Source organism: Mycobacterium sp. E740, assembly GCF_001672895.1.
In the GTDB taxonomy this organism is placed as follows: domain Bacteria; phylum Actinomycetota; class Actinomycetes; order Mycobacteriales; family Mycobacteriaceae; genus Mycobacterium.
On record NZ_LZKP01000226.1, the window covers coordinates 1 to 19157 of the forward strand.

At 66.8% G+C, this 19157-nt stretch carries 24 protein-coding genes and 2 pseudogenes; 12 read left to right on the top strand and 14 right to left on the bottom strand.

All coding sequences use genetic code 11. The features are described 5' to 3' along the window. Positions 1-186, bottom strand: a pseudogene (locus tag A5663_RS23205) (nitroreductase); the annotation flags it as partial. A 2-nt stretch (positions 187-188) separates the two neighbouring features. On the opposite strand from A5663_RS23205, the pseudogene A5663_RS23210 reads away from it, so the two are divergent. Next, positions 189-545: pseudogene (locus tag A5663_RS23210) on the top strand (nitroreductase family protein); the annotation flags it as partial. On the opposite strand, the gene A5663_RS22155 reads toward A5663_RS23210, so the two are convergent. After that, positions 526-1329, bottom strand: a complete 804-nt coding sequence (locus A5663_RS22155) for an alpha/beta hydrolase (protein WP_068153894.1) — start codon at positions 1327-1329, stop codon at positions 526-528. The pseudogene A5663_RS23210 and the gene A5663_RS22155 sit on opposite strands and share 20 nt — an antisense overlap. 154 nt (positions 1330-1483) lie before the next feature. Here A5663_RS22155 and A5663_RS22160 point away from each other — a divergent pair, with 154 nt between their 5' ends. Next, positions 1484-1873, top strand: coding sequence for a recombinase family protein (locus tag A5663_RS22160; protein WP_068153876.1), 390 nt, complete (start codon positions 1484-1486; stop codon positions 1871-1873). Here A5663_RS22160 and A5663_RS22165 read toward each other — a convergent pair. Beyond that, the gene (locus A5663_RS22165) at positions 1863-2441 is read right to left on the bottom strand and encodes an HhH-GPD-type base excision DNA repair protein (protein ID WP_068153877.1); all 579 of its coding nucleotides are present in this window, start codon (positions 2439-2441) and stop codon (positions 1863-1865) included. The two genes, A5663_RS22160 and A5663_RS22165, sit on opposite strands and share 11 nt — an antisense overlap. 71 nt (positions 2442-2512) lie before the next feature. Between A5663_RS22165 and A5663_RS22170 the strand changes: the two genes are divergently transcribed. Together A5663_RS22170 and A5663_RS22175 are read left to right on the top strand one after the other, a co-directional pair. Then, positions 2513-2863, top strand: coding sequence for a DUF485 domain-containing protein (locus A5663_RS22170; RefSeq protein ID WP_068153878.1), 351 nt, complete (start codon positions 2513-2515; stop codon positions 2861-2863). Continuing rightward, positions 2860-4491, top strand: coding sequence for a cation acetate symporter (locus A5663_RS22175; RefSeq protein ID WP_068153879.1), 1632 nt, complete (start codon positions 2860-2862; stop codon positions 4489-4491). The genes A5663_RS22170 and A5663_RS22175 overlap by 4 nt, the downstream gene beginning before the upstream one ends. Before the next feature lie 16 nt (positions 4492-4507). On the opposite strand, the gene A5663_RS22180 is transcribed toward A5663_RS22175, so the two are convergent. The 4 genes from A5663_RS22180 to A5663_RS22190 all read right to left on the bottom strand — a co-directional run bounded on the left by A5663_RS22180 (position 4508) and on the right by A5663_RS22190 (position 6809). Then, a complete protein-coding gene (locus A5663_RS22180) occupies positions 4508-5509 on the bottom strand; it encodes a DUF4331 family protein (protein WP_068153880.1) in 1002 nt (333 codons plus the stop codon). Positions 5510-5606: 97 nt separating this feature from the next. Next, positions 5607-6071 (bottom strand): hemophore-related protein, encoded by a 465-nt coding sequence (locus A5663_RS22185; RefSeq protein ID WP_068153895.1) that lies wholly within the window; start codon positions 6069-6071, stop codon positions 5607-5609. Between the two features lie 85 nt (positions 6072-6156). Next, positions 6157-6324 carry a DUF5302 domain-containing protein gene (locus tag A5663_RS23215; protein ID WP_156744605.1) on the bottom strand — a complete coding sequence of 56 codons (168 nt, stop codon included), beginning with the start codon at positions 6322-6324 and terminating at the stop codon, positions 6157-6159. Between the two features lie 41 nt (positions 6325-6365). Continuing rightward, the gene (locus A5663_RS22190) at positions 6366-6809 is read right to left on the bottom strand and encodes a PPOX class F420-dependent oxidoreductase (RefSeq protein ID WP_068153881.1); all 444 of its coding nucleotides are present in this window, start codon (positions 6807-6809) and stop codon (positions 6366-6368) included. A gap of 64 nt (positions 6810-6873) precedes the next feature. Here A5663_RS22190 and A5663_RS22195 point away from each other — a divergent pair, with 64 nt between their 5' ends. Continuing rightward, complete coding sequence (locus A5663_RS22195) at positions 6874-7395, top strand: DUF1697 domain-containing protein (RefSeq protein ID WP_068153882.1); 522 nt, start codon at positions 6874-6876, stop codon at positions 7393-7395. A gap of 14 nt (positions 7396-7409) precedes the next feature. Next, the gene (locus tag A5663_RS22200) at positions 7410-8246 is read left to right on the top strand and encodes a class I SAM-dependent methyltransferase (RefSeq protein WP_068153883.1); all 837 of its coding nucleotides are present in this window, start codon (positions 7410-7412) and stop codon (positions 8244-8246) included. A gap of 2 nt (positions 8247-8248) precedes the next feature. Here the strand turns inward: A5663_RS22200 and A5663_RS22205 are convergent, their stop codons facing one another. Then, the gene (locus tag A5663_RS22205) at positions 8249-8614 is read right to left on the bottom strand and encodes a GntR family transcriptional regulator (protein ID WP_068153896.1); all 366 of its coding nucleotides are present in this window, start codon (positions 8612-8614) and stop codon (positions 8249-8251) included. Positions 8615-8650: 36 nt separating this feature from the next. On the opposite strand from A5663_RS22205, the gene A5663_RS22210 reads away from it, so the two are divergent. Then, the gene (locus A5663_RS22210) at positions 8651-9364 is read left to right on the top strand and encodes an NAD-dependent deacylase (protein ID WP_068153884.1); all 714 of its coding nucleotides are present in this window, start codon (positions 8651-8653) and stop codon (positions 9362-9364) included. A 178-nt stretch (positions 9365-9542) separates the two neighbouring features. Then, positions 9543-9878, top strand: a complete 336-nt coding sequence (locus A5663_RS22215) for a DUF4189 domain-containing protein (RefSeq protein ID WP_369816690.1) — start codon at positions 9543-9545, stop codon at positions 9876-9878. A 290-nt stretch (positions 9879-10168) separates the two neighbouring features. Here the strand turns inward: A5663_RS22215 and A5663_RS22225 are convergent, their stop codons facing one another. From A5663_RS22225 to A5663_RS22235, 3 genes are read right to left on the bottom strand one after another with little or no spacing between them, the layout of a single operon-like run. Beyond that, positions 10169-10807, bottom strand: a complete 639-nt coding sequence (locus tag A5663_RS22225) for a bifunctional 2-polyprenyl-6-hydroxyphenol methylase/3-demethylubiquinol 3-O-methyltransferase UbiG (RefSeq protein ID WP_068153887.1) — start codon at positions 10805-10807, stop codon at positions 10169-10171. Then, positions 10788-11468, bottom strand: a complete 681-nt coding sequence (locus tag A5663_RS22230; protein WP_068153888.1) for a TetR/AcrR family transcriptional regulator — start codon at positions 11466-11468, stop codon at positions 10788-10790. The genes A5663_RS22225 and A5663_RS22230 overlap by 20 nt, the downstream gene beginning before the upstream one ends. Next, positions 11465-13753, bottom strand: a complete 2289-nt coding sequence (locus A5663_RS22235) for an MMPL family transporter (RefSeq protein WP_068153889.1) — start codon at positions 13751-13753, stop codon at positions 11465-11467. The genes A5663_RS22230 and A5663_RS22235 overlap by 4 nt, the downstream gene beginning before the upstream one ends. A gap of 144 nt (positions 13754-13897) precedes the next feature. Here A5663_RS22235 and A5663_RS22240 point away from each other — a divergent pair, with 144 nt between their 5' ends. Then, a complete protein-coding gene (locus tag A5663_RS22240; protein ID WP_068153890.1) occupies positions 13898-14440 on the top strand; it encodes a DoxX family protein in 543 nt (180 codons plus the stop codon). 88 nt (positions 14441-14528) lie between these two features. After that, positions 14529-14660, top strand: a complete 132-nt coding sequence (locus tag A5663_RS23755) for a hypothetical protein (protein WP_156744606.1) — start codon at positions 14529-14531, stop codon at positions 14658-14660. A gap of 95 nt (positions 14661-14755) precedes the next feature. On the opposite strand, the gene A5663_RS22245 is transcribed toward A5663_RS23755, so the two are convergent. The 3 genes from A5663_RS22245 to A5663_RS22255 are packed head-to-tail and all read right to left on the bottom strand — an operon-like array spanning position 14756 to position 17616. Then, positions 14756-15754 (bottom strand): nitronate monooxygenase family protein, encoded by a 999-nt coding sequence (locus A5663_RS22245; RefSeq protein WP_068153891.1) that lies wholly within the window; start codon positions 15752-15754, stop codon positions 14756-14758. Continuing rightward, positions 15751-16503: a 3-hydroxyacyl-CoA dehydrogenase gene (locus A5663_RS22250; protein WP_068153892.1), complete on the bottom strand. Its 753-nt coding sequence runs from the start codon at positions 16501-16503 to the stop codon at positions 15751-15753. Before A5663_RS22250 ends, A5663_RS22245 begins: the two co-directional genes overlap by 4 nt. Positions 16504-16524: 21 nt before the next feature. Beyond that, positions 16525-17616, bottom strand: a complete 1092-nt coding sequence (locus A5663_RS22255) for a CaiB/BaiF CoA-transferase family protein (protein WP_068153893.1) — start codon at positions 17614-17616, stop codon at positions 16525-16527. 87 nt (positions 17617-17703) lie between these two features. Here A5663_RS22255 and A5663_RS22260 point away from each other — a divergent pair, with 87 nt between their 5' ends. Then, a complete protein-coding gene (locus tag A5663_RS22260) occupies positions 17704-18525 on the top strand; it encodes an enoyl-CoA hydratase (protein WP_068153897.1) in 822 nt (273 codons plus the stop codon). A gap of 76 nt (positions 18526-18601) precedes the next feature. Beyond that, positions 18602-19157 (top strand): MFS transporter (locus A5663_RS22265; protein ID WP_197503547.1); only part of this gene is annotated, 556 nt, incomplete at its 3' end.

Consider the following 19157-nt stretch of genomic DNA (forward strand, 5'->3'; position numbering starts at 1 on the left):
GTGCTGATCGAATGCCGCCACGACGCCGAGGTCGACGCAGACCACCAGCACGACCTCGGCCGTGCGCAGCGGTGACCGGTCCGGTACCTCCGTCGCCTCGATCGTTTGCGCGTCAACTCCGCACGGGTGCAAGGGATTCCACGGACTCTCACCGTTTCGCAGCTGGGCGATGTAGCGCTTGGTCACCGCTGCGCACGGCCGAGGTCGTGCTGGTGGTCTGCGTCGACCTCGGCGTCGTGGCGGCATTCGATCAGCACCTCGACCGGGTCGGGTTGGTCGCGGGCGCCTCGGTCTACCCGTTCGTCTGGAACATCCTGCTGGCCGCCCGAAACGAGGGCTACGGCGGCGTGCTCACGACGGCCGCGATCGGCGAGGAGCCCCGCGTCCGGGAACTGCTCGGCATTCCCGACAACTACGCGGTGGCCGCCCTGTTGCCACTCGGCAAGCCGGTCCGCCAACTGACCAAGCTGACCCGCAGGCCCGTCGCCGAGATCGCCACCAAGGAACGCTTCGACGGCGACCCGTTCACAGGCCCCGAGACGTGAGCCACGCGTCCATCCGGCCGGCCACGTCGCTCCAGCCGGGCTCGAGCATCATGTTGTGCCCCATGTCCGGAAAGAACTCGGCCACCGCGCCGTACGCCTTCGCGGTCGCGTCGACCTCCGCCGCCGTGATCGCTCCGTCGAGTTGCGCGCCCAGGACGAGAATCGGAGTCGTCACATTTTCGGGGGTGGCGATCGGACCGAACGTGTCGAACGCGACCCGCAGACTTTCGTTACCCACCAGCGCGGCGTAGCGAGCGACGTCGGCTTCAGCTGTTCCGGGCGAAAAGAACATCTCGCGGGCGACGGTAGGCGTGTTGAAGCCATGGGCGCTGTCGCCGGTGATCATGCCTCTGAACATCAGCCAGGGATGTCGCCGCATCAGGCGCTGCGCGAAGCCGCGACTGCCATGGACCGATGCGGACGCCAGCAGCACCGCGGCTGGCGCGTCGTTGCGCTGCAGGCACTTCTGCACGATGAAACCCCCCATGGAATGTCCGACGAGCACTGGAGGCACGGCCAGCTGCGCCGCCACGGATTCGACATCGTCGACATAGTCGGCCAACGAGCAATACCTGAATCGCTTCGGTGCGGCACTGCCGCCGTGACCGCGCAGGCTGACCGCGAGGGCGCGATAACCCTTGTCCGCGAAGAAGTGCAGGAAGTTCTTCCAACACCAGGCGGCGTGCCAGGCACCGTGGACGAAGAGCAGGGGCGCGGGGTGCGCAGGCGTAACCGCGCCCACGTCAAGGACTTCCAATTCGAGCGCGCGAACCGGATCAGCCATGAAGTGCAGTGTGCGTCGCTGACACAAGACCGGCATACATTTCGCGCTAATCCACCTCAGGCGAAGTCTCTTCGATGTCGACGTGCGGTAACGGTTGGCTTTCGCCTCACCGCATCTCTTTTCGACGCGACTACTGCCATGAGACCTTGGAAACGTGACCTGCACGCTGGGCTACGCCACAGCAAGCACCGCCGAGCAGGGCCTCGAAGGTCAGCTCGCGGCGCTCAACGCTGCGGGCGTCGACCCACGGCGAGTGTTCACCGACCGCCTGTCGGACTCCGCTGACCGGATCGGCGCCGGACTGCACGCGATGCTGAGCTACGCGCGCACGGGCGACACTATCGTGGTCGTCGCGCTGGACCGACTCGGCCGCACGGGAGCGGAGGTCACCCGGACCATCGCCGAACTCTGCGACCGAGGCCTTCGGCTGCGCACCCTCAAAGAAGGCCTCGACACCGGCACATCGACCGGGCATGTCGTCGCCGGAGTCCTGCGGACGCTTGCCCGCCTCGATTCGAGGGACTCCGCGGCTGCTAAGCCTTAGCGGCTTTCGCTGCTGCCTTCGCCTGCTTCTTGTACGACCGCACCTTCTCCAGAGAGCCGGGATCGACGACGTCGGCCACCGACAGAAACGAGCCGGCCTTGCCGTAGTCGCCGGCGGCTTCGCGCCAGCCTTTCGGCGTCACCCCGTACTGCTTGCCCAGCAGCGCGAGGAAGATCTTCGCCTTCTGCTCGCCGAACCCGGGCAGCCCCTTGAGCCGACGCAGCACCTCGGGGCCATCCGGATCGCCGGATGTCCACAGCGCCGTCGCGTCGCCGTCGTAGCGGTCGACGATCAGTTGCGCGAGCGCCTGGATGCGCTTGGCCATCGAACCCGGAAACCGGTGAACGGCAGGCGTTGTCGAGCAGACCGCGGCGAACTTGTCGGGATCGTACTCGGCGATCTCACGGGCGTCGACACCGCCGATGCGGTCGGCGATCTTCTTCGGCCCGCCGAACGCGTGCTCCATCGGATACTGCTGGTCCAAGAGCATGCCGACCAACAGCGCGAACGGGTTGGACTCCAGCAGCGCGTCGGCCGCCGGATCTTGCACTAGCTGAAGTTTCGCCACTCGGCCAGTCTAGATCCGCGGTTGGCCTTAAAGTTGCCTGGCAATCAGCTGAGAGCACAGAGGAGTCGCCGTTGCCCGAGATCCGTCAACCACTCTCGGACACCCCCGTCAGCGGCGAAGAGTACCGGGCCGTCCAGGCCGGCGCCGAGTTCCAGGAACTGCGTAGCAGGTTGCGCCGCTTCGTGTTCCCGATGAGCGCGCTGTTCCTGCTCTGGTATTTCGCCTACGTGATGCTCGGAGCGTTCGCCCACGACTTCATGGCGATCAAGGTGTGGGGCGACATCAACGTCGGGATACTCATCGGCCTCGGTCAGTTCGTGTCAACATTCGCCATCACCGGGCTGTATGTGCGCTTCGCTAACCGCGACCTCGACCCGCGCGCCGAAGCGATCCGCACAAGGCTGGAAGGCGGTGCCGCATGACCGTGCTGCTGGCCGCCGACTCGACCGTCGGCAACCCGGTCGCCAACATCGGGATCTTCGCGTTGTTCGTCGCGGTGACGCTGTTCATCGTGATCCGCGCGAGCAAGAAGAACGCCACCGCCGCCGAGTTCTTCACCGCCGGACGCTCGTTCACCGGCCCCCAGAACGGCATCGCGATCTCCGGTGACTATCTGTCGGCCGCCAGCTTCCTCGGCATCGCGGGCGCCATCGCGGTCTACGGCTACGACGGCTTCCTGTACTCCATCGGCTTCTTGGTCGCCTGGCTGGTGGCGCTGCTCCTGGTCGCCGAATTGCTCCGCAACGCAGGCAAATTCACCATGGCCGACGTGCTGAGCTTCCGCCTCGAGCAACGCCCGGTGCGCCTGGCCGCAGCCACCACGACGTTGGTGGTGTGCCTGTTCTACCTGCTGGCCCAGATGGCCGGCGCCGGTGGGCTGGTCGCCCTGTTGCTCAACGTGTCCAGCGACCTGGGCCAGGCGTTGGTCATCGCGGTCGTCGGCGTGCTGATGATCGTCTACGTCCTGATCGGCGGCATGAAGGGCACCACGTGGGTGCAGATCATCAAGGCGGTGCTGCTGATCGGCGGAGCGGCACTGATGACGGCGATGGTGCTCGGCAAGTTCGGGGTGAACTTCTCGGAGATTCTCGGCGCCGCCCAGAGCGCGGTGTCCGACTCGACCAACACCGCCGTCGCGAGCCGCGATGTGCTGGCCCCCGGCGCGCAGTACGGCGCATCGCTGACGTCGCAGCTCAACTTCGTCTCGCTCGCGCTGGCGCTGGTGCTCGGCACCGCCGGACTGCCGCATGTGCTGATGCGCTTCTACACCGTGCCCACAGCCAAAGAGGCGCGGCGAAGCGTCGTCTGGGCGATCGTGCTCATCGGCGCGTTCTATCTGTTCACGCTCGCGTTGGGCTACGGTGCCGCGGCACTCGTCGGCCCCGATGCGATCCTGGCCGCTCCGGGGGCGCAGAACTCGGCGGCACCGCTGCTCGCCTTCGAACTCGGCGGCGTGGTGCTGCTCGGCATCATCTCGGCGGTCGCGTTCGCGACGATCCTCGCTGTCGTCGCCGGGCTCACCATCACGGCGGCAACGTCGTTCGCCCACGACATCTACGCCAGCGTGCTCAGGAGCGAACCAGTCACCGAGTCCGAGCAGGTGCGGGTTTCGCGGATCACCGTGGTGGTGCTCGGAGTGCTCGCGATCGGCTTGGGTGTACTGGCCGCCGAGCAGAACATCGCGTTCCTCGTCGCACTGGCGTTCGCGGTGGCCGCGGCCGCCAACTTGCCGACGATCCTGTATTCGCTCTACTGGCCGCGGTTCAACACCCGCGGCGCGCTGTGGAGCATGTACGGCGGCTTGGTGTCGACGATCGTGTTGATCGTGTTCTCCCCCGCGGTGTCCGGAGCCAAGACCGCGATGCTGCCCGGTGCCGACTTCGCCTGGTTCCCGCTCGCCAACCCCGGCATCGTGTCGATCCCGCTGGCGTTCTTGCTCGGCATCGTCGCCACCTTGACCTCACCGGACCGCGGCGATCCGGACGTCAACGCCGAGTTCGAGGTCCGCTCGCTGACCGGCTTCGGCGCGGAGAAGCCCGTCACGCACTGACGCGGGCCTCCACCCGTCAGTGCGGCGGACCCAGGTAGGGGAACTCCGACAGCGTGTCGACGTGCGGGCGCAGCCCCGACGGCGGGCATTCACCCTTGGTCAGGAAGGCCAGCCGATAGTCGATGACGTCGTCGTGGAATGTCCTGCCGTTAGGGTACTTTGCGGGCCGCGACGGGTTGTAGGTCAGCATGTCGGGCAGGGTGCCCTCGTTGTCGATGGCGGCGATCGCCTCCGCACGCGAGTACCCGCCGGTGTGGCCCATGAGGTGGATGAACATGCCGATCCACCGTTCCCGGTCCAGGATCGGTTCGCCCGCGTTGTACTCCTCCTTGGTGTCGTCGGTGTTGAAGAAGCTGCTCACCGACGGATGGCCGGCCCGGTCGACATGGATCAGCTTGCCGTCGCGGCGGACACTGCAGCGACCCCAGATCCGCACGTCCGGGTCAGCGCCCAACGCCGAGGTCGGCATCTCCAAAACCATCGAGAACACGTTGGCCTCGAGGTTGGAATCGACACCGGTCCAAGGTGATTCACCGCCGAGGTGCGGCGCGGTGAAGTTGCGACCGCCGGAGGTGTCGAACAGGTTCTTGATGCCATCGAAGTCGAAGAAGAACGCGTCGCTGCGGGCACCCGCAAAGAACGTGAAGCTGCCCGAGCTGACGATGTTGGGCTCCCGCCCGAACGACACCTCCACACCGGAGAACAACTTGGACCCCACCGCCTCATCGGATTCGGCGTCGCCGTCGACGGCCAGGAAGACGTCTACGGTTTGCCGGCCGTCGTGCGGCTCGGAGAACACGAAGCTGAACGCGATGTCGTTGCGCAGGTCACCGTCGTTGTCGATGGCCAGCCGGTAGATCGCGTCCGGGTGCAGCGCGTCGGCGTTCGGGTTCGCATTGAGGATCAGCACGGTGTGGCTGGGATCGGCGGGCGACGGGAATGCGTACAGATCGCACAGGTCGAGGCGTTGATCGCCCAGCGGGGGCCCCAGGCTCAGCCCGGTGAAATGGTTGGACACGGTGCCAATCCAACCGCCTCGTCCGCAGGAGCACAAACACGACGAATCGTCGCGTCGTGCCGCGATAGTGAGCGGTGTAGCAGATGGGCGGCTGGACCTATTGCCCCATCGGGCCAGGACCCATGCTCCCGGGACCCATCGGACCAGGCCCCGTACCGCCGGGCCCCATCGGGCCAGAACCCATCCCTCCCATCATGCCGGGATGCATCATCGGCAGGCCGCACCTGGTGCTCAAATCCTGAACCGGCTGACGGATTTTCTGGAAGGCGGCCGCCACGTCCGGATGGGTGTCGGTGTACGCCTTGATCGCGTCATGCCGCGCCTGCGGCGTGGCCTGGCTCCTGGCATCCATGAACACCCGCTGGACATCCGGCCGCGAGTCCAGATAGTCGGCCATCTGCGTCATCGCGGCCGCGTGTGCACGCATCACCGCCGCAGGTGAACAGGGATCTGGCGGCGGCTGAGCGCTTGCAGCGCCGGCAACCGCCAGCCCCACCACCGCCGTGAGACCCGCGGCGGCCATGAACCGCGGGGCGCGCCCGCCGACATGTCGTTGCACCACTTCGATCACTCCTTCATATCGCTGCTACGGCTCGACTTTCCCGCAAGCCAACAGTTGAAACGTTGAAGGCGCATCGCGAACGCCGTTAGCCGCTCTTGCGGCGGAACTCGCGGCGCTGCTCGACCGGTCCGTGCACCTTCGGTTGCCTGGCGCCACCGTCCTTGTGCGCCGAACCACCGGCCGCCTTGGCGTTCTTGCGCTCCAGCGCCTCCCGGAACCTGCGCTTGTTGTCGTCTTCCGGTGCTTCAGCCATGTCGGCAGCGTAGCGCCTGCACTGTGCGATCGTCGCCTGCTTTACCGCTTGCCGGGCGGCATGCCGTAGACGTGCGAGATCGGCAGCGTCATCAGCACCCGGCGGTCGTCGACCATCGCGCGCCGGTAGTCGTCCCAGTCCGGATGTTCGCCAGCGATGTTGCGGTACAAGGCGATCAACGCCTCGACGGTGTCGTCGTCCGGTGCGGCGGCGGGCGGCGTGAGGACTGCGTCGCCCTCGGCGACCGCATAGGACCAGCCGTCGTCAGAGCTGACATGAATCGATGCGCGTGGGTCCCGCCGTAGGTTGCGGGTCTTGGCGCGCGGTTCGGTGATCGACACCTGGATGCTCAGCGCGCGTCGGTCGAAGTAATACGACACGTTCGACAGCTGTGGGCGGCCGTCGCGCTTGATCGTCGCGAGGACGCCCAACGAGTTTCCGCCGATGAGCGCGAGCAGTTTGTCGTCGAACACGTGGCGTGCCATAAGCAAAGCGTACGTCTCCACGAACGTGGCGGCAGGCGCTGCGAGCTTTGTTAGAGTTCGGCTCGTGACCCGGTATGCCGCGTTTCTGCGAGGGGTCAACGTCGGCGGCGTCAACCTCAAGATGGCCGACATCGCCAAGACCCTCGAGGACGCCGGATTCGATTCTGTGCGAACGATTCTCGCCAGCGGCAACGTCCTGTTCGACAGCCGGGCCGGTGTCGCGGCGGTGCGCAAGAAGGCCGAGAAGGCGCTGCGCGACGCGTTCGGCTACGACGCCTGGGTGCTGGCCTATCCCCTCGACGCGGTAGCCGCCATCTCAGCGGCGTACCCGTTCGATCGCGAGGTGCCAGAACACCACTCGTACGTGACGTTTGTGTCCGACGAGAAAGTGCTCGACGAACTCGCCGAGCTGGCCAAGAGCGCCGGTCCGAAGGAGAAGATCAAGCGCGGCGAGGGCGTCATCTACTGGCAGGTGCCCAAGTCCGCGACGCTGGACACCGCGATCGGCAAGACCATGGGCAAGAAGCGCTACAAGTCGTCGACCACCACCCGAAACCTGCGCACATTGGACAAAGTCCTGCGCTAGGTAGATTCGGTCAGGTGAGTTCCACTTCCAAGGCTGACGGCTCCGTCCTGACCGGTGTCTCCGAGACCGCGTTGCTGACCCTGCAGGTGCGGGCCACCGAGGCCCGTCGCCCCGATTCGCTCATCGACGACCCGATGGCGATCCGGCTCGCCGACTCGATCGACTTCGATTTCACGAAGTTCGGCCCGTCCCGCCGCCAGGACATGGCGGTGCGGTCGCTGGCCTTCGACCGCGAGGCGCGCCGCTTCCTCGGTGATCATCCGCGCGCGACCGTGGTGGCGCTCGCTGAGGGATTGCAGACCAGCTTCTACCGCCTGGATGCAGCGGACGTCGGCCACGAGTTCCGTTGGCTCACTGTGGATCTGCCGCCGATGGTCGAGCTGCGACGCAAGCTGCTCCCGGCGTCGGATCGAGTGCGCATGCTCGCGCAGTCGGCGCTGGACTTCAGTTGGATGGACCAGGTGGACACCGAGCACGGCGTGTTCGTCACCGCTGAGGGGCTGCTGATGTATCTGCAGCCCGACGACGCGCTCGGCTTGATCGCCGAGTGCGCACAACGCTTCCCCGGCGGACGGATGATGTTCGACCTGGCACCGGCCTGGTTCGCCCGGTTGATCAGCCGCGGGCTGCTCCGCCCCTCGCTGACCTACCGGGTACCCCCGATGCCGTTCTCGCTCACGCCCTCACAGCTCGCCGACCTGGTCGACGAGATCCCGGGGATCCGCGCCGTGCACGACATCCCCCTGCCGCCCGGTCGCGGCACAGTGCTCAACACCATGATCTGGACCGCTCAACGACTTCGGGTGTTCGACCCGGTCCGGCCGGTGTTCACCTTGCTCGAATTCGGCTGAACTCAGCCGAAGGCCGTCTCGACGTAGCGCAGCGCATCGCCCTTGTCCACGCCGAGCGCCTTGGCCGTCGAGACGAAGGTGTGAGCGGCGGTGGCCATGGCGGCGTCGGCCGGATCGGCGCGCGCGACGAATGTGCCGAAGCGCCCCCGGGTTTCGAGAATCCCGGCGGACTCCAGCTCACGGTAGGCGCGCGCCACTGTGTTCACCGAGAGACCGACCTGACCGGCCAACTCGCGCACCGTCGGCAAGCGGGTGCCCGGGCCCAGCCTGCCGTCGCGCACGCCGTCGATGATCTGGGTCCTGAGCTGGTCGAACAAGGCACCGGACGAGCTCTGGTCGATGCGTACCCAATCCCCCAAGTTGGCCACGTGCTCAGTATTGCCCACACCGGCTAGTTTGGTCATGTGCAGGTGACGGTCCTCAGCGGTGCGGGCATCTCGGCCGAGAGCGGAGTGCCGACGTTCCGCGACGTCGAAACCGGCCTGTGGGCGAAGGTCGACCCGTACGAGATCTCCAGCTCGCACGGTTGGCGGGCAAACCCGGAGAAGGTCTGGGCGTGGTATCTGTGGCGCCACTACATGATGGGTTCGGTGCAGCCCAACAACGGCCACCGCGCCGTCGCGGCCTGGCAGGACCATGCCGACGTGCACGTCGTCACCCAGAACGTCGACGACCTGCACGAGCGGGCGGGCAGCAAGAACGTCTATCACCTGCACGGCAGCCTGTTCGAATTCCGCTGCGACCGCTGCCAGACGGCCTACAGCGGTGAGCTGCCCGCCATGCCCGAGCCGGTGGAGACCGTCGACCCTCCGCGGTGCGTGTGCGGCGGGCTCATCCGGCCGAACGTGGTCTGGTTCGGCGAGGCGCTGCCCGAGGACGCGTGGCAACGGTCGGTGGAGGCGGTGAGCGCAGCCGATCTCGTGATCGTCGTCGGGACCTCCTCGATCGTCTACCCCGCTGCGGGGCTGCCCGAGATCGCGATGGCCAACGGTACCCCGGTCATCGAGGTCAACCCCGAACGCACACCGCTGTCCGACGCGGCGACGGTCTCGCTGCGGGAGACGGCGACGGGCGCGCTGCCGAACCTGCTGCAGCGGTTGCCCGCCCTGCTCGGCTAGGGCCCGTTCGGATCCCTCGTTATCGAACCGTCAAGATCAACCCTGTGTAATATCTGGCAAAACTGTGACGAGAGGGCCGCGCATGGTCAGTAAACGTTCCGTTTCAATGATCGCGGCTGCATGCATTGTCGGAGCCGGAATTTCGGCCGGCGCAGCCTGGGCGGGCGGCCCGGGCGGTGTGGTCGAGGACCCCGAGGACGTCTCCGCGGCAGTCGGCACCGGCAATTTCGAAGGCGCCCTGGTGGGCTTCACCGCGACCGGCGACACCAACGACGAGGCCGCGGCCGCCGTGATCGCGCAATGCCAGAGCGCCGGCGGTGTCGAGTGCACCAGCGACGAGGTGACCAACGACAATCTCTGTATCGTGTCCGTCGCTGACGACGAAAACGATGTGGTGGCCGGCGGCGCCGGGGCCACTGTCGAGGCCGCCCGTGCGGATGCGGTCAATCGGGCGGCGGCCAACAACACGCCGCTGGGTCCGAGCGCCCAAATTGTCGTTTCGGCCTGCCCTTGATGGCTGACCGGATGTCAGGTCTATCGCGGTGGTCGCCGCAGGGGAAGGACATAGTCATGCGTCGCGTGAAGCCAGCACTGCTGATGGTGAGTTTGGTTGTGATAGCGGGCATTTCGGCTCCCACCGCCGATGCTCGACCGACGTGTCAGAGTACGGACACCAAGTCCATCTGCCAGACCAACGGCAGCGTGTCGATCAAGACGAGACCGGGGACGGTGGCGCCTCCGGCGAACCAGCCCCAGCTTCCGTTCGGGATGGGCAGCGGCTTCCCCGGTCGTCGCCGCTGACACCTAGCCGGGCTTGACCGCCCGCCCGATCGCGACCTCGGCGACCGGCAGCGGTGCCCAGCGCGGCATCACCCACTTCCGCCGGGCGCCTGTCACCGAGAAGCCCGCTTTGGCGATGCTCTCTTCGGTGTGGCGGTGGGTGTGGCAGTTGCCGAAGAGCCGCGGCCACACGGTCGCGTCGGCGATCCTCTGCAGCCGCGCGCGGCCACCGGTACCGGCGATGTGCTCGAGATAGCGCAGCTCGCCGCCCGGTCGCAACAGCGAAAGCAGCTGCGGCAGAACGGTGTCGGGGTCTTCGATCGAACACAGCACCAGTGAGCAGACCACGGCGTCGAACGGTTCGCTGCCGGCGGCCGTCAACTGCTCGACCGTGTCTGTCCTGACAGTGACCGGAGTGCCCGCTGCCGCGGCCGCCCGTCGGGCCTGTTCGGCGAGCCGGCGCTCCGGTTCGACGGCGACGACCTCGGTGACGCTGCCGGGGTAGAACTCGAAATTCGTCCCGGTGCCCGCACCGATTTCGAGCACGCGACCGGACAGGCCGGCGAGGTTGTCCCGGCGCAACTTTCGGATGACGTCGGTCTCGTGGTTGGACATCACTGTCCACACCCTGGCGAAGAACGGGTTATCCACCGTGCTCGACATTGAGCAGTCCCTTCAGCTGTGCGACGGCTTGCTGGGGCGGCGCATCGCGGTCCACCACACCCGACACGATATGCCCGAGACAAACCGCGGTCAGCACGCGATCGGCGAAATCCTCGACGTCTCCCCACGGCAGGTACGGCTTCGCGATCAGCATCGAGGCCACCCCGTGCGCGGCGGTCATCAACTCGAGCGCCGTCGCGGTCGAGTCGCCCTGCGGGTAGATTCCGTCCGACATCAGCGCCTCCACAGTGGCGCACAGGTGCACGAACGCCGAGCTGTTGAGCGCAATGTCCACGTCACTGCCCGGCCGGCTCTCGCCCATCGCGGCGATGCGGTACAGCTCAGGGGTTTTCAGTGCGAAACGGACGTATGCCAGCCCCTGCGCACGCAGCACCTCGATGGCCGAGGACTGCACGGCCGCCACGCTCTGCATCTCCTCGTCGAGCTTCTCGAAGTACCGCGCGCACACCGCGTCGAGCAAGGCATCCTTATCCGCGAAGTGCAGATAGATCGACGGCGGTGTCACACCGACCCGCTGCGCCACCGACCGTATCGAAACCTCTTTGACGTGACCGGTTTCCAGCAGGAGTTCGGTGGTCGCGTCGAGGATCTCGTCGCGCAACTGCTCACCGGACCCCCGTGGGGCACGCCGTCGTTTCATCGGGTTCCCGCGGGTTCGGCTGCACCAGGAAGCTGTTGTGTTGTGGCCGAGTGAATTTCGGCCGACTCGCTGAACCCGATCCGGGCATGCAGCTTCGCCAACGGCTTGGGCGCCCACCAGTTCCACCGGCCGAGCAGATGCATGAACGCAGGCACCAGCGCCATGCGCACCAGAGTCGCATCCGCCAGCACCGCGAGGGTCAGCCCTACGCCGAACATCCGCATGAACGCCACCTCGGCGGCGATCAGGGCCGCGAACGAGATCGACATCAGCAGGGCCGCCGCGGTGACGACGCGGCCCGTCTTGGCCAGGCCGAGCGCGACACTCTCGTCGTTGCGGACCCGCGGCGACGCGTCCGTCTGCTCCGACTGCAGCCAGAATTCGCGGATTCGCGACACCAGGAACACTTCGTAGTCCATCGACAGGCCGAACGCGATACAGAACAGCAACACCGGCATGTTGGCCACCAAGGTGCCGGTGGGGGTGGTACCGAGCGCGCCGAGGTGCCCCTCCTGGAAAATCCACACCAATGCGCCGAACGCGGCCGTCAGCGACAAGACGTTGAGCACCAGCGCTTTCAGCGGAAGTACGACGCTTCCGGTGAGCAGGAACAGCAGCACGAACGTAATCACCGCGATCACGCCGAGCACCGTCGGCAGCCGAGAGGTGATCGCCGAGGAACTGTCCCGGTTGATCTGCGCGACTCCGGTCAACTGGACCGGCACCTCGTTGGGCGTGTGCACCGCCCGCAGTTGATCGAGTTGCGCTTCGGAGGCGTCGCTGAACAGCGGCGCGGTGCTGGCGACCGTGAGGAACGCGCTGCCGTCCTTCACTGCGGTCGCGGCCGACGGCGGGCCGACTACTTCGCCGTCGACGAAAGTCCCACCGGGGCCCGAAACCGAGGACACGTCGGCAACCTTCGACAGGTCTGCGGCGTAGCTGTCCACCTGCGGTGGTGTGACTCCACGGGTGTCGGGGATGACGACCGTGACGTTGCGCGCCGAGTCGACGGCGAAGTTCGCGCGCAGGTCGTCACCGACCTGGCGTGCCGAAGCCGAGTCCGGCAGCACCCGGTCGTCGGGGAAACCCCAACGGGCACTGAGGAACGGCGCGCCCAGCACCAGCAGCAGCACGACGATCGCGACACCGATCGGAAGCGCCCGTCGCATAACGTATTTCGTGCTCCGGTACCAGAACGTCTGCTCGACGGGCTTGCGCACCGGTTCCGGTCTGCGCAAGATCCGGCGGCCCAGCCGTCGCACGTCCAGCGAATCCAGCCGGTCTCCGAGCAGCACGATCGCCGCGGGTGCCACCACCACTGCGGCGACGGCCGCGAACGTCACGACCGCAATCCCGGCGTAGGCGAACGACTTCAAGAAGTACATCGGGAACAGCACCATCGCGACCATCGAGAGCGCCACGGTGAGCGCGGAGAACAGCACCGTGCGCCCCGCTGTGGCCATGGTGCGCTGCAGCGCGCGATCCCGGTCCGCACCGTCGGCGATCTCGTCGCGGTATCTGCTGATTATCAGCAGGGTGTAATCGATCGCGAGCGCCAATCCCATCGCCACCGAGAGGTTCATCGCGAAGATCGACACGTCGGTGAAGTAGGTGACCGCGCGCAGCACGGCCATCGAACCGAGGATCGCGAAGCCGCCGATGGCAAGTGGCAGCGCGGCGGCGAGCAGTCCGCCGAACACCCAGACCAGCGCCACGAAGCTGAGCGGGATCGCGATCGATTCCATGCGCAGCAGGTCTTTTTCGCTCTGGGCGTTGATCTGCACATAGGTCATCGCCTCGCCGCCGGCCCGCACGGTGACGCCGTCGCGGTCGTGCACCAGTCGCTCGGTGAGTTCCTTCGCGTGCTTCTGCGCCCCGCTCTCTCCGCCGGTGATCCCCGCGACGATCAGCCCGGTCTTGCCGTCCTGGCTGATCAACGCCGGCGCGGCCGTGGGCGGGGCGGTCCACAACGACGTCACGTCGGCGACGGACGGCTCGGCTCGAAGTTGAGCCGCGATGTCCTCGCCGACGGTGCGGGCGGCGTCGCTTCGCGCGCCGTCGTCCGAGCGCACGCTGATGAGCAGTTCCATGTCGCCCTGGCCGAACTTGTCCACCAGCAGACGGGTGGCCTGTGCCGACTCCGACGTCGGATCCTGAAAGCCGCCAGCCGACAGGTCCTTTGCGACGGGTATGCCGAAGACCGCGCACGCCGCCATCACCAGAACGGCGATCGCGATGACGCGCCGGGGCGCCGATATGGCCAGATGTGCGATTCGTTGCAGCACGCGGCACCCTCTCGTCCCGTCCGACTAACGGCGCTAACTTAACAGCGATAAGTCGGTGGCGTCAATGCGCCCTCTCAGAACACGGTTCGAAGACGCGAGCAGTTCACCGCGATTAATTTGGGCTGCTCTGGTAGTCGTAACGGCATGACCACGATGGACACGCCCACCACCGCCACTACTCGCGACACCGCGGTCGACATCGGCCTGTTGATCCTGCGGATCGGCATCGGCGCCGCGATTCTGCAGGCCGGCTTGATCAAGGCCTTCGACTTCAACACCACGGTCGGTTTCATGGAGGCCGGCGGGTGGCGGCTGCCCGGTTTGGCGACCTTGATGGTGACGACGGCCGAGACCCTCGGCGGGCTGGGCCTCATCTTCGGTGCGCTGACGCCGTTGGCGGCGTTCGCGGTGATCTCGGCGATGGTCGACGCGTGGGCGGTCAACGTCTCGGGCGCGGCCTTCTGGTCCGAACCGTTCAACGCGCCATTCCTGATCGGGACCGGGGCGGCCGCGCTGTTGTTCGCCGGCGCGGGCGCCTACTCGCTCGACGCGAAAGTTCTCGGCAGGACGCGCTGGAGTACGCGCATGGCGGTCGTCCTACTCGTCGCGGCGTTCGCCGCCGCGATCCTGACCTGGGTGGCGCTGCTCGGGACGAACCCCATCCAATTCACCGCTACTGAGCAGTAACCCCACAACCTACCCGGCGGTAATATTGCCAAGGTTTTCCGAATCGTGACTCAAAGATTCCTTAGAGGCGGGCCCTACTGTCAAGTACATGTGGATCGACGACACCAGTGCCGATGTCATCAAGGTTGACTTCGATGCGCTCTACCACGGCGATGTCCTGGTAGAAGGCGACACCTCGGAGCAGCTCGACGACGAGCGCCCGCTGCGCACCGCCGTCTGACCGAGCGCGCGCCGAGGGGCCGCGCGTTCGATCCGGCGTTTGTCCAGGCCCGGGCGGGGCCCGTCGTTGACCGTTTGCTGTTTCCGGAAGTCTGTCTAAGCCACGTTTTCTTCTTCTTCGACCGAGATCATGTCGCAGAGCCGACCGGTGATGATCTCCTCGGCCTCCGCCACGATGCGCGCCACCAGCTCGCCGCACGTCGGGATGTCGTTGATCAACCCCATCGCAGTGCCCACACTCCAGATGCCGGCGTCGAGGTCGCCGATCTCATAGACCTTCACGCCACGCTTGCCGGCCACCAGGTCCTTGACGTCCTCGAACTGGCCGCCCCGGTTGAGAATCTCCACCACCTCGCGCGAGACCGCGTTGCTGGCCACCCGGGCGGTGTTGCGCAGCGGCCGGAAGATCAGCTCCGTGTCGAGTTCGGTGCCCGCGACGATCGCTTCCTTGACGTTCTGGTGGATCGCCGACTCGGCGGTGCACATGAACCGCGAACCCATGTTGATGCCGTCAGCGCCGAGCGCCAGCGCCGCGACCAGGCCGCGCGCGTCGGCGAAGCCGCCCGAGGCGATCATCGGGATGTCGATCTTCACCGATGCGGCCGGGATCAGGACCAATCCCGGGATGTCGTCCTCACCAGGATGGCCCGCGCACTCGAACCCGTCGATGCTGATGCCGTCGACACCCAGGCTCTGCGCTTTGACCGCATGACGCACCGAGGTGCACTTGTGCAGCACCTTGATGCCGTTGTCGTGGAACATCGGCAGGTGCGGCGCCGGGTTGGAGCCGGCCGTCTCGACGATCTTGATGCCAGCGTCGACGATCACCTGGCGGTACTCGTCATAAGGCGGCGGGTTGATCGTCGGCAGGATCGTCAGGTTGACCCCGAACGGCTTGTCCGTCAGGTCGCGACACTTGGCGATCTCGTTCGCCAGATCGGCGGGCGTCGGCTGGGTCAGCGCGGTGATGAAACCCAGGGCACCCGAGTTCGCCACCGCCGCAACCAGTTCCGCGCGCCCGACCCACTGCATCCCGCCCTGGACGATGGGATGCTCGACGCCGAAAGTCTCGGTGAACTTCGTCGTGATGCTCATCGGGGCGCCATCCGGATCGCGCCGTCCAAACGGATGACCTCTCCGTTGAGCATCGGGTTCTCGACGATGTGCACGGCCAGCGCGCCGTACTCGTCGGGATCACCCAGCCGGGCCGGATGCGGCACCTGCTTGCCGAGCGAGGCCTGCGCCTCCTCGGGCAACGACCCCAGCAGCGGGGTCTTGAACAGACCCGGCGCGATCGTGACGACGCGGATGAACTCACGCGACAGGTCGCGCGCGATCGGCAACGTCATCCCGACCACACCGCCCTTGGACGCCGAATAGGCGGCCTGGCCGATCTGGCCCTCGAAGGCGGCGACGGAGGCGGTGTTGACGATGACGCCGCGCTCACCGTTGATGGGCTCTTGCTTGGCGATCCGCTCGGCGCTCAGGCGCAGCACGTTGAAGGTGCCGATCAAGTTGACCTCGATGACCTTCTTGAACCCGTCGAGCGGGAACGGGCCGTCCTTGCTCAGCGTCTTGATCGCGTTGCCGATGCCCGCGCAGTTGACGTTGATGCGCAGCGGGCCCATCTTCTCGGCGGCGTCGAGTGCGGCGCTGACGGCGTCGGGGTCGGTCACGTTGGCCTCGACGAATTGGGCGCGATCACCGAGTTCTTTGACCGCGTCCTCGCCCTTGAGGTCGATGACGACCACCGAGGCGCCCTTGTCGAGCAGCCGCTTCGTGGTCGCCAGGCCGAGGCCCGATGCTCCACCGGTGACGACGGCTACCGCGTCCTTGATCTCCACTGATTGAGTTCCTCTCTTGTTCTAAGTCCAGTCCCGTAAGACGGCTTCGGTGTCGGCCCCGGCTGCGCCGGGCGGTGTCGGTGCGGTTGGCGCGCTGCGGGAGAACCGCGGCGCGGGCATCGGCTGCAGATGGTCGCCGTCGCGATAGAACGTGTTGCGCTCGGTGACGTGCGGCTCGGACTCCACCTCGGAGAACGACAACACCGGCGTCACGCAGGCGTCGCTGTCGGCGAAGACCTTCGCCCAGTGGTCGCGGTCCTGGGACGCGATGACCTCGGTGAAGCGGTCACGCAGTTCGGGCCAGCGGCTCATGTCGTTCTGGTCGGGCAGGTCTTCACCGTCGATGCCGAGGCCGTTGAGGAATGCGGCGTAGAACTGCGGCTCGATGCAGCCGACCGCGATGTAGCGGCCGTCCGCGCAGGTATAGGTGTCGTAGTACGGCGCACCGCCGTCGAGGATGTTGACCCCGCGCTGGTCCACCCATAGGCCGTCCTGCAGGAAGCCCCAGATCATCTGTGCCAGCACGCTGGAGCCGTCGATCATCGCGGCGTCGACCACCTGGCCCTTGCCCGACTTCTGCCGTTCCCACAGCGCGGACAGGATGCCGACGAGCAGGAACATCGAGCCGCCGCCGAAGTCACCGGTGAGGTTCAGCGGCGGGACGGGCCGCTCCCCCGCCCGGCCGATCGAGTGCAGCACGCCGTTGAGCGAGATGTAGTTGATGTCGTGTCCGGCCTGCAGACGACGGGGCCCGGTCTGACCCCAGCCCGTCATGCGTCCGTAAACCAGTCGCTCGTTGACCTTGGCGCAGTCCTCCGGGCCGAGGCCGAGGCGTTCGGTGACTCCGGGACGCAGCCCTTCGATCAGCACGTCGGCCTTCGCGACCAGCCGCAGGACGAGTTCGCGGCCCTCGTCGCTCTTGAGGTCGGCCGCCACCGAGCGCCGGTTGCGCAGCGCGGCCTCGCGCTTGCTGGTCGGGACGCCGCCGAGCTTGCCGGGGCGCTCGATGCGCACGACGTCGGCACCGAGATCGCCGAGGATCATCGCCGCGTGCGGGCCCGGCCCGATGCTCGCCAGCTCGATGACCCGCAGGCCATGCAGTGGTCCAGCCATGCTCAACAGCCTCCATCCGACGAACACCCTCGGTCGCCGACATAGCTTACTTGTATAACCATGTGGCTCAGACCTAGGGTGCAGATCATGGCTTCCCTGGATGCAACCGTTCCCGCCTACACCGGGCTCGAAGACTTGTCCGTCGACCTGGCGGACGGTGTGCTCACTGTGACGCTGAACCGGCCCGACAGCCTGAACTCCTTGACGCAACCGATGCTCGCCGGCATCGCCGATGCCCTCGACCAGGCGGCGTCGGACCGGCGGGTCAAGGTGGTGCGTCTGCGTGGGGCAGGCCGCGGATTCTGTTCGGGCGCAGGCATCAGCGAGGAGGACCACGCGAACCCGGGCGCGAACGGAACCCCGGCCGACGTCCTGGACGCCGCCAACCGCGCGGTCCGCTCGATCGTGAACCTGCCGCAACCGGTGGTCGCCGTGGTGCAGGGGCCCGCGGCCGGCGTCGGTGTGTCACTGGCGTTGGCGTGCGACGTCGTATTGGCTTCGGAGAAGGCCTTTTTCATGCTGGCCTTCACCAAGATCGGCCTGATGCCCGACGGCGGCGCGTCTGCTCTCATCGCCGCGGCGATCGGCCGTATCCGCGCCACCCGGATGGCGCTGCTGGCCGAACGCATCGCGGCCGCCGAAGCGTACGAGTGGGGACTGGTCACCGCGGTCTATCCCGCCGACGAGTTCGAGGCGCAGGTGGACAAGGTGATCGCCACGCTGGTTTCGGGTCCTGCGGTGGCACTGCGTAAGACCAAGCACGCGATCAACGCCGCCACGCTCACCGCTTTCGAGGACGCGCTGGAGCGCGAGAAGCAGGGTCAGTTGACTCTGTTGGACTCCTACGACTTCCGCGAGGGCACCAAGGCTTTCCAGCAGCGCAGGCAGGCCGACTTCTCCGACTTCTGACGTCTCTGCCCGAGAAAATCATTGGACGTCGCGCCGGGCCGTCGGCGACCATCTATAGGTGAGCACGCAGTTCGACATCCAGCAGCCGGTCGGCAACGGCGGTTGGCGCGTGCTCGCGCCGTTTCGAATCCGCGAGTACCGCCTGCTGATCGCGGCCGTCTCGCTGTCCATCTTCGCCGAGGGGATGTGGACGGTGGTGATGGCCCTTCAGGTCATCGAGCTTTCCGACGATCCGACGGCGCTGTCACTGGTTGCCACCTGCATGGGCGTCGGCCTGGTGGCGTTCGTACTGGTCGGCGGTATCGCCGCCGACCGGATCAGCCAACGCCTGATCATCATCGCCGTCGAGGCGGTGAACGTCGTCACGGTGTCGGCCATTGCCGCGTTGAGTTTGACTGGTGCCCTTCGGGTTTGGCATCTGGCGGTGGCCGCCGCCGCGCTGGGGATTGCAGCCGCGTTCTTCTTCCCCGCCTACAGCGCGATCCTGCCGCGGATTCTGCCCGCCGAACAACTGCTCGCGGCCAACGGTGTCGAAGGCGTTGTGCGACCGGTGTTCCAGCGCGCCGTCGGCCCAGCCGTCGCCGGCGTGGTGGTCGGCGCGACGTTCCCGGCCGCCGGCGCCGTTTCGGTGG